At 60.5% G+C, this 13,300-nt stretch carries 10 protein-coding genes and 2 pseudogenes; 4 read left to right on the top strand and 8 right to left on the bottom strand.

Translation table 11 applies throughout. The annotated features are described in order from the left end of the window. Window positions 1-208: 208 nt before the first annotated feature. Window positions 209-643: a thioredoxin TrxC gene (trxC, locus tag AC07S6_RS24925; RefSeq protein ID WP_034125600.1), complete on the bottom strand. Its 435-nt coding sequence runs from the start codon at window positions 641-643 to the stop codon at window positions 209-211. Window positions 644-860: 217 nt separating this feature from the next. Between trxC and AC07S6_RS24920 the strand changes: the two genes are divergently transcribed. Beyond that, window positions 861-1,157 carry a type II toxin-antitoxin system HigB family toxin gene (locus AC07S6_RS24920; protein WP_003187960.1) on the top strand — a complete coding sequence of 99 codons (297 nt, stop codon included), beginning with the start codon at window positions 861-863 and terminating at the stop codon, window positions 1,155-1,157. After that, the gene (locus AC07S6_RS24915; protein ID WP_034125602.1) at window positions 1,154-1,555 is read left to right on the top strand and encodes a helix-turn-helix domain-containing protein; all 402 of its coding nucleotides are present in this window, start codon (window positions 1,154-1,156) and stop codon (window positions 1,553-1,555) included. Before AC07S6_RS24920 ends, AC07S6_RS24915 begins: the two co-directional genes overlap by 4 nt. A 4-nt stretch (window positions 1,556-1,559) precedes the next feature. On the opposite strand, the gene selO is transcribed toward AC07S6_RS24915, so the two are convergent. The 5 genes and pseudogenes from selO to AC07S6_RS24890 all read right to left on the bottom strand — a co-directional run. Beyond that, complete coding sequence (gene selO / locus AC07S6_RS24910) at window positions 1,560-3,023, bottom strand: protein adenylyltransferase SelO (RefSeq protein WP_495113264.1); 1,464 nt, start codon at window positions 3,021-3,023, stop codon at window positions 1,560-1,562. A 48-nt stretch (window positions 3,024-3,071) separates the two neighbouring features. After that, a complete protein-coding gene (gene mscK / locus AC07S6_RS24905; RefSeq protein WP_495113263.1) occupies window positions 3,072-6,455 on the bottom strand; it encodes a mechanosensitive channel MscK in 3,384 nt (1,127 codons plus the stop codon). A 49-nt stretch (window positions 6,456-6,504) separates the two neighbouring features. Continuing rightward, on the bottom strand, window positions 6,505-8,247 hold the full coding sequence (locus tag AC07S6_RS24900) for a potassium/proton antiporter (protein ID WP_057975415.1): 1,743 nt from the start codon (window positions 8,245-8,247) through the stop codon (window positions 6,505-6,507). A gap of 242 nt (window positions 8,248-8,489) precedes the next feature. Next, window positions 8,490-9,089, bottom strand: a pseudogene (locus AC07S6_RS24895) (methyl-accepting chemotaxis protein); the annotation flags it as partial. Between the two features lie 303 nt (window positions 9,090-9,392). Further along, window positions 9,393-10,049, bottom strand: a pseudogene (locus AC07S6_RS24890) (MCP four helix bundle domain-containing protein); the annotation flags it as partial. Between the two features lie 343 nt (window positions 10,050-10,392). Between AC07S6_RS24890 and AC07S6_RS24885 the strand changes: the two are divergent. Beyond that, the gene (locus tag AC07S6_RS24885) at window positions 10,393-10,623 is read left to right on the top strand and encodes a hypothetical protein (protein WP_003187970.1); all 231 of its coding nucleotides are present in this window, start codon (window positions 10,393-10,395) and stop codon (window positions 10,621-10,623) included. Then, window positions 10,620-10,913 carry a cell division protein ZapA gene (locus tag AC07S6_RS24880; protein ID WP_003187971.1) on the top strand — a complete coding sequence of 98 codons (294 nt, stop codon included), beginning with the start codon at window positions 10,620-10,622 and terminating at the stop codon, window positions 10,911-10,913. The genes AC07S6_RS24885 and AC07S6_RS24880 overlap by 4 nt, the downstream gene beginning before the upstream one ends. 57 nt (window positions 10,914-10,970) lie before the next feature. On the opposite strand, the gene AC07S6_RS24875 is transcribed toward AC07S6_RS24880, so the two are convergent. After that, entirely contained in the window at window positions 10,971-11,171 is a 201-nt protein-coding gene (locus AC07S6_RS24875) for a hypothetical protein (RefSeq protein ID WP_495113262.1), read from the bottom strand. 169 nt (window positions 11,172-11,340) lie between these two features. Further along, window positions 11,341-13,143 (bottom strand): acyl-CoA dehydrogenase, encoded by a 1,803-nt coding sequence (locus AC07S6_RS24870; RefSeq protein ID WP_495113261.1) that lies wholly within the window; start codon window positions 13,141-13,143, stop codon window positions 11,341-11,343. Window positions 13,144-13,300: the final 157 nt, after the last annotated feature.

Raw genomic sequence — 13,300 nt, 5'->3', positions numbered from 1 at the left:
CATGGCGCGGGGCGGCTAAACCGGCATCCCTGCCGGTTTACCCCCCAAATCCCTGTCGAATTCCGGCCAGCGTGGTTACCGTTGAGCTTACAGAGTTATTTAGATCCCTATGCTGCGATGGCATCACCTCGGTGTATCAGGCCGACCGAGTCGCCTGCATCGCAGGCAAGCCAGCTCCCACATTGACCGAGTTGATTGAGGGGGATGTTTACACCCCCTGGCTGCTCAACCAACTCATCAACTGCGGCAACGGGAATGCCCCGCTCTGGCGCGCCACTTCGCGGCCGTTCTTGAACAGAATCAAACTGGGAATCGAGCGAATCCCCAACTGCGCCGACAGCTGCTGGTTAGCCTCGCTGTCCAGCTTCGCCAGCCGGCACTTGCCTTCCAACTGCCCGGCTGCCTGTTCGAATACCGGCGCAAACGACTTGCACGGCCCGCACCAGTCGGCCCACACATCGACCAGCAGCGGCAGGTCGCCCTTGATCTGGTTGGCATAGTCACCCTGTTTCAAATCAAAGGGTTTGTTCAGCAACACCGACTGCTTGCAGCGCCCGCACTTGGGCGCATCACCCAGGCGTTCGCCGGGGATGCGGTTGAGGCCGTTGCAATGAGGGCAGGGGATGACAAGAGGTTCGGACATCGGAGGCTCCTGGGGTTTGGCCAGTTGGGTATTTAGTGTCGAGACAGAGGTTTATCAAGGATATAGATACTTATTCGCTCACATTTTCGTCCTCGCCAGCGTGAACGGTGTGGCTAGGCTTTTTGTTGTGCACCACCGGTCTGTTTGCGGCTATAGCAAATTGCGATAGTTCGAATTCAGGTTTAACCTTCATAGCAAGATGCGATAAGGACGTTGCATGCGAGTCATCAGTGAAAGCAGGATCTGGGAAGCAAAAGGAAAATGGCCGCGCTCTGCAACAGCTCTGGATCAGTGGTATCGCGTGATCAAGCGCAACGCCCCCAAGGACTTTGCCGCAATGAAAGCCATGTTTCCCGCCACCGACAAGGTAGGTGAATTTCATGTATTTGATATTGGCGGTAACAAGCTGAGGTTGATTGCGTCGGTGCAGTATCGAATGCAGCGCGTTTACATCAAACACCTGCTTGACCACCGTGATTATGAGAAAAACAAATGGAAGGAAAAAATCAGATGAGCGCACTTATGCGAGTGGCGGCAGAGCACTGGCAGTTCGTTTCGCCTGTGCTGCGCAAGCCGGAAAACGAGGCAGACTACGACGCATTGGTATGCGGTTTGGATGAGCTATTGAGTCTGGTGGGTGAAGACGAGGACAGCCCGCTGATGAGCCTGGTCGACATTCTGAGCGACTGGATCGAAGCTTATGATCGTGAGCATCGCCCAATGCCCGTCGCCAGCGGGGTCGATGTGCTGCGCTACATGATGCGCGAGCACAATCTTACCCAGAGTGACCTTCCTGGCGTTGGGGCGCAATCGGTTGTCTCGGAGATACTGAGCGGAAAACGCCAGCTCAACGTGCGCCAGATTCGTTGGCTGGCCGAGCGTTTCGGGGTGTCGGTGGAGACCTTTATCTAAGGGGTCACGACGAACAACTAATCTCCAAATGCTTGCCCCAATCCGGCGGTCGTTGCGCGTACTGCTCCATCCCCGCTTGTTCCTCAAACGGTCTGGTCAGCACGTCATGCAGCCGCCGCACTTCGCTGTAGTCGCCTGATTCGGCGGCGGCGATGGCGTTTTGGGCCAGGTAGTTGCGCAGGATATATAGCGGGTTGACCGCGTGCATGCGCTCACGGCGCTGTTCCTGGGTGTAATCCCCGTCCCGCGCCACGCGGGCCTTGTACTGCTCGGCCCAGGCGTCGAACCCGGCCAGGTCGACAAAGTCATCACGTAGCCGCGCCACGGCCAGAGCAGCGGGTTCATCGCCCAGGTGGCGCAAGAACAGCGTGTAGTCCACGCCGCTGTTCTGCATCAGCTTGAGCAAGCGCTCCACCAACTGCTGGTCGGCGTCTTCGGCGGTGGTCAGGCCCAGGCGGCGGCGCATCAAGTCCAGGTAGTGCGCCTGGTACAGCGGCAGGTACAGGCCGAGGGCTTCTTTCAGTGCGTCAACGCTGATAAACGGCGTGAGCGCCTGGGCCAAGGCGCTGAGGTTCCACTGCCCGATCGGCACCTGGTTGCTGAAGGAGTAGCGGCCTTCATGGTCGGAATGGTTGCAGATGAAGTGCGCGTCAAAATCATCGAGAAACGCGAAGGGCCCGAAGTCGAAGGTAATGCCCAGGATCGACATGTTGTCGGTGTTCATCACGCCGTGGCAAAAACCATAAGCCTGCCACTTGGCGATCATTTCGGCGTTGTGCTCGACGATTTCGCGGAACATCGCCAGGTAAGGCTCGGGTTGCTCGCGGCATTCTGGGTAGTGCAGGTTCAGCACGTGCTCGGCCAGTTCGGCCTGTTGCTCAAGCTTCTTGGTGTAATAGAAATATTCGAAGTGCCCGAAGCGAATATGGCTGTGGGCCAGGCGTAAAACCATCGCCCCGCGTTCCTGTTTCTCCCGCCATACCGGCGTGCTGGAGCCGATCACGCACAGGGCGCGGCTGGTGGGGATGCCCAGCGCATGCAGGGCCTCGGAGGCGAGGAATTCACGAATCGAAGAGCGCAACACGGCACGCCCGTCACCCATGCGCGAGTAAGGCGTCATCCCGGCGCCCTTGAGGTGCAAATCCCAATGCTCGCCGGCTTCGTTATAGACCTCGCCCAGCAATAACCCGCGGCCATCGCCCAGTTGCGGCGTGTAGCCGCCGAATTGATGCCCGGAATACACCATCGCCCGTGGTTCTGCTTCGGCCCACAGTTTGTGGCCGCCAAACAGTTCGGCAAACACGGAGGTTTCGGCCACGGCCGGGTCGAGGTCGAGCAGCGCCATGGCGGCCTTGCTCGCCACCACCAGGCGCGGTTCGTCCAGGGGGTCGGGCAGAACGTGGGTTGAGAACGCATCGCCCAGGCGTGCGAAGCGGTTGTCGAAGGTCAGTTCGTCGAGGGCTTTCACCGGCCATCTCCAGCAGAATGTCCGAGCATTCTGCTGGGGATAGGGCGTTTAGTCGAGTTTGCTCGGTGGCGGCTCTGGTGCATCCACCACTTTGCCCGCGGGTGGCTCCGGGGCCTCGGGCTTATCGACGGGCTCGGCGATGGTCTTGCGCTCATCCTCGGCCGGCACCAGTTTGTATTCCTGGCCGTGGAGGTTTTTCAGGTAGATCTCCATCTGCCTGAACGAGATGTTGATGTGCTGTTTCTTGAACTCACGGTTGATAAAGCGGTTGACCTCGTCGAGCACCGGGTTGCGGTCGCCGAGGTCGCGTACGTGCATGCGCAGCTCGTGGTCCAGGGTGCTTTCGCCGAAGTTGAGGAAGTACACGTGGGGTTCGGGCTCTTTCAGTACCCGTGGGTTTTCCCGTGCGGCTTTCAGTAACAGTTCCTTCACCAGATCGAGGTCGGAGCCGTAGTCCACGCCGAGTTTGAGGGTCACCCGAGTGATGGTGTCGGTCAGCGACCAGTTGATCAACTGCCCGGTAATGAAGGTCTTGTTGGGGACAATGATGTCTTTATTGTCGAAGTCGGTAATGGTGGTGGCACGAATACGGATCTTGCTCACCGTACCCGACAGGTTGCCGATGGTAATGGTGTCGCCAATGCGCACCGGGCGTTCGAACAGGATCATGATGCCGGAGATGAAGTTGGCAAATATCTCCTGCATACCGAAACCCAGGCCCACCGACAGCGCCGCCACCAGCCACTGGAGCTTGTCCCAGCTCACGCCGAGGGTAGACAGCGTGGTGACAAACCCCACGCCGGCAATGATGTAGGACAGCAAGGTGGTGGTGGCGTAGGCGCTGCCTTGGGCCAGGTCGAGCTTGGACAGCACCAGCACTTCCAGCAGGCCGGGCAGGTTGCGCGCCAGGGCGAAGGTGATACCGATGATAATCGACGCCCCCAGCAGGTCGCCGATGCTGATGGGCACCATGCTGATATTCGCACCGGTACCGCTGGTGTATTCGTACAGCGTGACGTTGTCCAGGTAGGAAAATACCGAGATCAGGTCCGACCACACCCAATACAACGCCGCGATAAAGCCGCCGAGCAGGGCCAGGCGGATCAGGCGCATGGACTGTTCGTTGACCTGCTCGATGTCCAGGGTCGGCTCTTCGATCACCGCTTCGCCGTCACCGGCCTCCTTGGCTGCCTGGCGTTTGGCCAGGGCGCGGGCGTAGGCCAGGCGCCGTGCGGCAACACCCAGGCCGCGCACGAAGGTGGCTTCGATCACCAGCCAGAACATCAGCAGGTACAGGGTGTTGATCAGCCGGTCACTGAGTTTCAGCGCGGTGTAGTAATAGCCAAAGCACACGGCAATAAACAGCGCGATGGGCAGGGCGGTGAATACCACGCCGATAGCTTTGCGAAACAACGAGGCCTTTTCGTGGGTTGGGCTGTTCAGCAGCAGGCGGCCCAGCAGCCAGGCCATCAGCCCGTAGCAGGTCAGTACCACGGCGATACCCAGCACGTCGTCAGCCAGCGCGGCCGGTTGATGTTCGGCAATTGCGACCACGGCCACCAACGCCAGTACCACCAGCCCGAGCTTGCGTATCCAGCCTTGCAGGAATTCGACCTGCGGCCTCTCCCAGCGAAAGTGCAGCTCCGCCACGCCGCCCGGCGCGAGGATGCGGTAGGCGGTGTAGAACACCAGCCAGGCTTGGGCGATCTGCAGCAAGGCCGCGCCCAGGTTGGCGTTTTGCCCGCGGGCGTCGATCTGCAACGCGTAGCCGCACAGCGCCAGGCCCAGGGCCACGGGCATCGCCAGCAGGATGTTGATCAGGATGGCCTGCGGCGTATGCCACTGGCTGTCGCGCTTGAAGTGGCCGATGTCCTGGTGAACCTTTTTCAGGCGCACATACAGCGCATTGCGCCGCCACAGCAGCGCGCCGATCAGCAACAGCAACGGCAGGAACAGCAGCGGGCGTTGGGTCAGGCCGTCATACAGCTCGCTGACGCTGGACGCCCAGGGCAGGGTGGTGACCTGCTTGCTCAGATGCGCCGGTACGGTTTCCAGCCATTCGGTGTCCAGCGGCTTGTTGCTGGGGATCCAGAACATTTGCTCGTCGAGCGTGGCGCGCAGGGTGCTGGCGGTGCTGAGCAGTTGTTTCTGGTTCAGTTGCAGGGTGATGGACTCGTTGAGCAGTGCGCTTAGTTCGCGGCTCAGGCGTTCCAGCAGGTCGCTGCGGGTGATCGCCACTTCCAGCAGGGTGCGGCGCAGTTGCGGGGTGACTTCATCTGGCGGCTGGTTGGCCAGCAGGTTGTCCACATAGGCGCTGGGGGAGGTGATCAGCTCTCGCTGTTGGTTGACCTCGAACTGGTACAGGCGAATGTTGGCGATGTCGTCGGCCAGGTCTTTGTCCACGGTCAGACGCGGCAGGGCCTGCTTTTGTTTATAGAGAATCTTGGACAGTAGCAGGCTGCCCTTGAGCACGTTGATCTGCTCGTCCAGGGCCGAATCGCTTTGGGTCACGGTGTCCAGTTGCTGCTTGGTCTGCAGGTTTTTCTGGGTCAGGTCGTTGAGGCGGTCGGTGCTTTTGAGCAGGTAGTCGGACAGCTTCAGGTTGTCTGCGCTTTCCTTGGCCAGGATGCTGCTGCCGCCGGCTTTCTGCGCTTCGATGGACTGTTGGGTCACCGTCTGCTGGGACTGGGCCAGGCGTTTCTGGTTGATCAGGGTTTGCAGGTCCTGGATTTCCTGCTCCAGGCGTGCGGTTTTTTCCTGGATCAGGTCATGCTGGCTGTTGCCCAAATCTTGCAGCTGGCTGTTGCCGGCCAATTCCTGGCGGCGCAGGGGAATCAAGGCATTCAGGGCCGCCAGTTCGGCGTTGAGCTGGTTGCGCTGGTCGCTGCTGAGGGGCTTGCCGTTGTCTTTGCCAAGCTTGAGCGTCGCGTTGATTTGCTGGATGCGCGTCTGGCTGCTGCTGATTTCGGTCTGGGCGCGCTCGGGGCGGGTCTGGGCGGCGATGGTCAGGCTGTTGGCGTCAGCCAGTTCTTTTTGCAGGTCGCCTTGCTGGGTGCTGCGTTGCACCAATAACTGCTCAAGCTGCGGCACCGGCAGGCTGGCGTAGCGTTGGGCCACCGGAATGATTTTGGTGGCCTTGAGGCGCGCCAGCTCACGCTGGTTCTCATTGGTCTGGCGCGGGGCCTCTTCCAGCTGGCGCTTGAGGTCGGCCAGGCGCTGCTCGTAGTCCTGCTGATTGCCCAGGTAGGTCAGGGTCTGTTGCAGGGTCGCCTGCAGCGCCTTCATGTCGGCGTCAGGCAGCTTGCGGTCGGGCAGTTTATCCAGGCTTTGCTGGACGGCTTCGGCGCTGGGCGGGTCGGCGGCGTATACGCTGCCAACACAAAGGGTCAGGCCCAGCAGGGCAGTGGCGAGAAAAGTACGCAGGGTTGGCATAGAGACCGGTCTTGCAAAGTGAAGAATCGGGGCGTCGTTGTCCCGCAGTTTAGAGGAAGAGTCCGGGGCCCGGGCGACTTCCTTCGGGGAATCTGACGCCGACTTTGCCAATCTTGTTCCCGTCCATGACGGCGACGGTCCAGATGGTGTTGTTCCACTCCACCTGGTCGCCGACTACCGGTGCACCGCCCACCTTCTGGGTAATGAAGCGGCTCAATGGCATGTCCGGGTCGATACCTTCAAGCTTGAGCCCGTACAAGGCGGAAACCGCGCCCAGCTGGGCGTCGCCTTCCAGTACGAAGTCACCGAAGAAGCGCAAATCGAGGCCCCGTTGCGGCGCCTGGCTGAACAATTTGCCCAGGGCCGGCAGGTTGTGTTCGTGGCCGATCACACAGAGCAAATCGCCGACTTCCAGCACCGTACTACCCGACGGATGGAGCAATTGCTGGCCCCGAAACAGCGCAGCGATACGCGTGCCTTCGGGCATTTTCAGCTCGCGCAGGGCCGCGCCGATGCACCATTTCTCGGCGCCGAGGCGGTAGACGAACAGCTCCCACTCGCTGGTGACGTGCACTTCCAGCGCTGCCCGGGAAATCGGCGCCGGGTCCGGCGGTACGGTGACTTTGAGCAACTTGGCCACCCACGGCAGGCTGGTGCCCTGCACCAACAGCGAGACCAGCACGATAAAGAACGCCAGGTTGAAGTACAGCTGTGCATGGGGCAGACCGGCCATCAGCGGGAACACCGCGAGGATGATCGGTACCGCGCCGCGCAGGCCGACCCAGGCGATAAAGGCCTTTTCGCGCCCGTGGAACGCTTTGAATGGCAGCAAGCCAACCATCACCGACAGCGGCCGGGCAAACAGGATCATCCACAGCGCCAGGCCCAGGGCGGGCAGGGCGATGGGCAGCAAGTCGTGAGGCGTGACCAGCAGGCCCAGCACCAAGAACATCCCGATCTGCGCCAGCCAGGCCATGCCGTCGAGCATGTGCAAAATGCCATGGCGGCTGCGCACCGGGCGGTTGCCGATCACCAGCCCGCATAGGTACACGGCGAGGAAGCCGCTGCCGTGCAGGGCGTTGGTCAGGGCAAACACGAACAGGCCGCCGGCGATCACCAGAATCGGGTACAGGCCGTTGGCCAGGTTGATACGGTTGACCAGTTGCAACATCAGCCAGCCGCCACCCAGGCCTACCAGGCCACCGATGCCGAATTCGCGGATCAGGTGCGTGAGCAGGCTCCAGTGCAGGCCGGTCTGGCCGCTGGCGAGCATGTCGATCAGGGTGACGGTGAGGAACACCGCCATCGGATCGTTGCTGCCGGATTCGATTTCCAGGCTGGCGCTGACCCGTTCGTTGAGGCCCTTGCCGCCCAGTAGCGAGAATACCGCCGCGGCGTCCGTGGAACCGACGATGGCGCCGATCAGCAAGCCTTGGATGATGTTGAGGTCGAACAGCCAGGCCGCCGCCATGCCCGTGAGGCCGGTGGTAATCAACACCCCCACCGTGGCCAGGGACAAGGCCGGCCACAGTGCCACGCGGAAACTCGCCACCCGGGTGCGCAAACCGCCGTCGAGCAGGATCACGGCGAGAGCGAGGTTGCCCACCAGGTAGGCGGTCGGGTAGTTATCGAAAATGATGCCGCCGCCATCGACCCCGGCGGTCATGCCCACGGCCAGGATAATCACCAGGATGGGGATACCCAGGCGTGACGAAAGCGAACTCACCAGAATGCTCGCAGTCACCAGCAACGCGCCGATCAAGAACAGGCTGTTGATGGTCGTCGCATTCAAAGGCAGTACTCCAGGGCAGGGGGAAGACAGGGCGCAAACTGACCATGCAGTCTGCGTGCCAGGGATTCTAACCTGTTGAATTGCTGCGCTGTCAAAAAGCTTTTGTGGCTGCACATCGCTCAAATGTGGGAGCTGGCTTGCCTGCGATTGCGGTGTGCCAGGCGCCATGGGCGTCAGCTGACAGATTGCTATCGCAGGCAAGCCCGCTCCCACAGGGTATGCGGTGTGAGCAAAGGCTTATTTCAGAGGCGGAACCTTCCGACCATCCCGTTCAAGTCCACCGCCAAGCGCGACAACTCCCCGCTCGCCGCACTGGTCTGGCTGGCGCCGGTGGCCGATTGCACCGACAGGTCACGGATATTCACCAGGTTGCGGTCCACTTCCCGCGCCACCTGGGCCTGTTCTTCCGCCGCGCTGGCGATCACCAGGTTGCGCTCGTTGATCTCCACAATCGCCGTGTTGATGGTGTCCAGCGACAGGCCCGCGCCTCGGGCAATGTTGAGTGTCGATTCGGCCCGCTCGGTGCTGTTACGCATCGAATCCACTGCATGTTCGGTACCCGTCTGGATGCTGCCGATCATGCGTTCGATCTCGCTGGTGGACTGCTGGGTGCGATGGGCCAGCGCCCGCACTTCATCAGCCACCACGGCGAAACCACGCCCGGCTTCCCCGGCTCGCGCTGCTTCGATCGCGGCGTTCAGGGCCAGCAGGTTGGTCTGGTCGGCCAGGCCACGGATCACGTCCAGCACTTTGCCGATATCCCGCGACTCATTGGCCAGGTCGCCAATCAGGGAAGCGGTGGCCTGCACGTCGGTACTCATGCGTTCGATGGCGCTGACAGTTTCCTGCACCAGGTCGCGGCCATCACCGGCAGAGGTGGTGGCATTGCGCGAGGCTTCGGAGGTGCTCACCGCGTTGCGTGCGACTTCTTCCACCGCGCTGGTCATCTCGTTGACGGCAGTGGCGGCCTGTTCGATTTCGTTGTTCTGCTGGGTCAGGCCACGGGCGCTTTCGTCGGTGACCGCATTCAGCTCTTCAGCGGCAGACGCCAGCTGGGTAGCGGAGCCGGCGATACGTTGCAGGGTGTCGCGCAGTTTGTGTTGCATCTTGGCCATGGCCGCGAGCAGGCGTCCGGCTTCGTCGTTGCCGTCCACGGTGATCGGGCGCGTCAGGTTGCCTTCGGCCACTTCTTCGGCGGCTTCTAGCGCCTGGGCGATGGGCAGGGTGATGCTGCGTGTCAGCAGCCAGGCGAACAGCAAGGTCAGCGCCGTGGCAACCACCAGCAGGCCTACCACCAGGTCAAAGGCCATGTCGTATTGGTCTTTGGCGCGCTGGTTGGTAGCGTTGGCGTCGTCGTTATTGATATCCAGCAAGCGGGTCAAGACCGCATTGACCTGCTCGGAGTTGTCCAGCAACTCGGTGTTGAGCAGGCTGCGCAGCTCGTTGACCTGATTGGCCCGAGACAGGCTCTTCATGCGCTCTTCAATCTGGCGGTACTGACCCAGCAAGCGCACGTACTCGTTGTAAGCGTTGCGCTCTTCGGTGCTGGTGATCAGTTTTTCGTAGATGTCCTGGGCTGTGCGAATCTGCTGATTGCGCAGCTCGAAGGCTTCCAGGGTCTTTTGCTGTACATCCGGCTCGCGGTTGGTCAGCAAGCGGTACGACAGCACGCGCAGGCGCAGGGTCAGTTGGGTGAATTCATCCAGGGCGCGAATGCTGGGTACGCTGGCCGAGGTGATGTCTTCGGTGGCTGCACGAATTTTGCTCATCTGGTTCAGGGCGAACACACCGAGCAACAACATCAAGGCGCCAATAAACGCGAAGCCGAGGAAGGCCCTCGGGGCGATATTCATATTACGAAGAGACATGCTGGAGTCCTGGGGGAGGCGCTATCCATGCGGCCATGAGACGAGGTGTGCCCGCCTTATCGGCCATGCGACTAAAGTCTTAAGGGGGCGCGCGCTTTTGTCGCATCGGACCAGGGGTTGGGTGAGTTCAGGAACCAGATCGGGTAAATGCAGTCACTAAGGCTCGAAAGTGCGGCCCGGCCTTGCATCATCGGGCTGCGCGGCCAGGGATAACCCTGGCATCCGAGGTGAATTTTCTTTATCGTCACCGCCCTTTTTAAAAGCCCGAGAAATCAAAATGTTAGAAGCATCCCTCAGCCAATTGGAACAACTGGTCAGTGACCTCGTACAGCAGAATCAAGAATTGCTGGGCAGCAACGAATCCCTCAAGGCCGAGCTGGCCCGCGCCAAGGACGAAAACGACAGCCTGCAACTGAACCTGATGGAACAGGAAGAAAAGCACGGCGCCACCGCCGCCCGCATCCAGGCGCTGGTTGAGCGTGTAAGTGCAGGGCCTGTCAGCGCATGAGTGAGGGCATAAAGGTCGTTTCGATTCTCGGAGAGGATTACTCGATCAAGGCACCGGCCGGCGAAGATCAGACCCTGATGCATGCCGTGACCATGCTCAAGGCCTCCCTGGCGGTTACCAAGAAAAAGTACCCGACCCTGATCGGTGACAAGCTATTGGTACTGGCCGCGCTGAACCTGTGCGCCGAGCAGATTGAAATGCAACAGGCGCACCAGCAGGAACTCGACCGTTACCAAGAGCAAGTCAGCGCCACGGTCGATGTGATCTCCAAGGTGATTGGGCAGCCATAATAAAAGCATGCTGGTGCGCAACGTTTGTCAGCGCGCGCGCCAGGCTTTTTCCGATGTTTACTCGTACACGATTTCGATGCTGTATTCGTCGTTGGCTGTGAATTTGAAAACTTTGTTAATTACTGTTTTCTTGTTTCCCAAAACGTCCAAGACATCGCCTGAGTTGGCAGAGATCAAGTATTCATCAAGCGTTATATCCCTTGCGATGGAAGGATCGCCGCTCTTATCGACGAGAATAATTTTCGGGGTGGTTTTCATGTTGATTCCTCAAAAGGGGCAGCAGGAGGTCATTGGTATGGAAGTCAGTGTGAACACGCTCTCGACACCTGAAAGCCTACTCTTGAGAAGCCACGTCAGTAACTGTCAGAAATCACAGTCGTTTAGAACTCTAGTTCATTAGTTCGCGCGCCAGACTATTTCGCCGCTATTAGAACCACGCTTCCTGCATCCCCAGGCACGTATCGTCGCGCGCCTCAAGAATCGCCAGTTCATGATGGCAGCTCGGTACTTCCCAGGTCAGGAAGTACCGGGCGGCCTGGAGCTTGCCCTTATAAAAGGCCGCGTCAGCCGCTTCCCCCTTGGCCAGCCCTTCTTCGGCGCGGATCGCCTGTTCCAGCCAGCGCCAGCCAATCACTGTGTGCCCGAACACTTTCAAGTACAGCGCCGAGTTCGCCAGGCTGCTGTTGACCTTGCCTTGGGCGAGATCGGTCAGCAGGCCAATCGTGACGCTTTGCAGCTGGTTTACCAGTTGCTCCAGGGGCTCTCGCAGTGCCGTGAGTGAAGGGTGCTTTTGCGCCCGGACTCCGGTTTCGGCGATCAGGCGAATCAATTGCTTCAAGCCGGCGCCGCCGTTCTGCGCCAATTTGCGCCCGAGCAGGTCCAGGGACTGGATGCCGTGGGTGCCTTCATGGATGGGGTTCAGGCGGTTGTCGCGGTAGTACTGCTCCACCGGGTATTCGCGGGTGTAGCCGTGGCCGCCGAGAATCTGGATCGCCAGCTCGTTGGCCTTGAGGCAGAACTCCGACGGCCAGGATTTGACGATGGGCGTGAGCAGGTCGAGCAGTTCGTGGGCTTGCTTGCGCTCGGTGTCGGTTTGCAGGGTGGTGGTGTCGTCGAATAGCCGCGCCGCGTAGAGGCCGAGGTCAAAGGCGCCTTCCACATAGGCTTTCTGGGTCAGTAGCATGCGCTTGATGTCGGCGTGCTGGATGATCGCCACCGGTGCGGTGCTCGGGTCTTTACTATCAGGCAGGCGCCCCTGGGGCCGTTCGCGGGCGTAGTCCAGGGAGTAGAGGTAGCCGGCGTAACCGAGCATCACCGCGCCCATGCCCACGCCGATGCGTGCCTCGTTCATCATCTGGAACATGCAGCTCAGCCCCTGGTGCGGCTTGCCCACCAGATAGCCGACACAGTTGCCGTTATCGCCAAAGTTAAGCGCCGTGGACGTGGTGCCGCGCCAGCCCATCTTGTGGAACAGCCCTGCCAGCAGCACATCGTTGCGAGCGCCCAGGCTGCCGTCCTCGTTGACCAGGAACTTGGGCACGATAAACAGCGAAATGCCCTTCACGCCTGCGGGAGCGTCCGGCAATTTTGCCAGCACCATATGCACGATGTTTTCCGACAGCGAATGGTCGCCACCGGAGATAAAGATCTTGTTGCCCTTGAGCCGATAACTGCCGTCAGCCGCGGGTTCTGCACGGGTACGAATGTCCGACAGGGAAGAACCGGCATGGGGCTCGGTCAGGGCCATGGTGCCGAAGAAGCGCCCGTCGATCATTGGCTGCAGGAAGCGTTGTTTCTGCTCCTCGGTGCCGAAGCTTTCGATCAGGTTGGCGGCGCCCATGGTCAGGAACGGGTAGGACGTCGAGGCGGCGTTGGCCGATTGGAAGTGCGCGAAACAGGCTTGGGACAACAGGGTCGGCAATTGCATGCCGCCTGCTTCAAAGCTACGTGCTGCGTTGAGGAAGCCGGCTTCAAGGAAGGCGTCCACGGCGGGTTTGACCTCCGGGATCAGGATCGCCTGGCCGTTTTCATAGCGTGGCTCGTTTTCGTCGTTCTTGCGGTTGTGAGGGGCGAAGTACTTTTCTGCGATGTTGCGGGCCGTGCTGATCGCGGCATCGAAGGTTTCGCGGTTGTGTTCGGCAAACCGCTCGCGCTGGGTCAGGCCCTCGGCATCGAGGACTTCATACAGCTCGAAAGCCAGATTGCGGGAACTGAGCAGCGTCTCGGACATGGCGGCGTACCTTTGAAGGAATTGGCCTGAGTCTAAGTGCGGGAATGGAGGGTGGGTAGCAAGATTGATCTAAGTGATAGAGGGGCAGAACGCTGGCGAGGCATCGAGATCGTTCCCACGCTCTGCGTGGGAACGCCTCTTTTGACGCTCCGCGTCA

Source organism: Pseudomonas sp. GW821-FHT07B01 (assembly GCF_059419065.1).
This window is presented reverse-complemented; position numbering and strand designations above follow the sequence as displayed.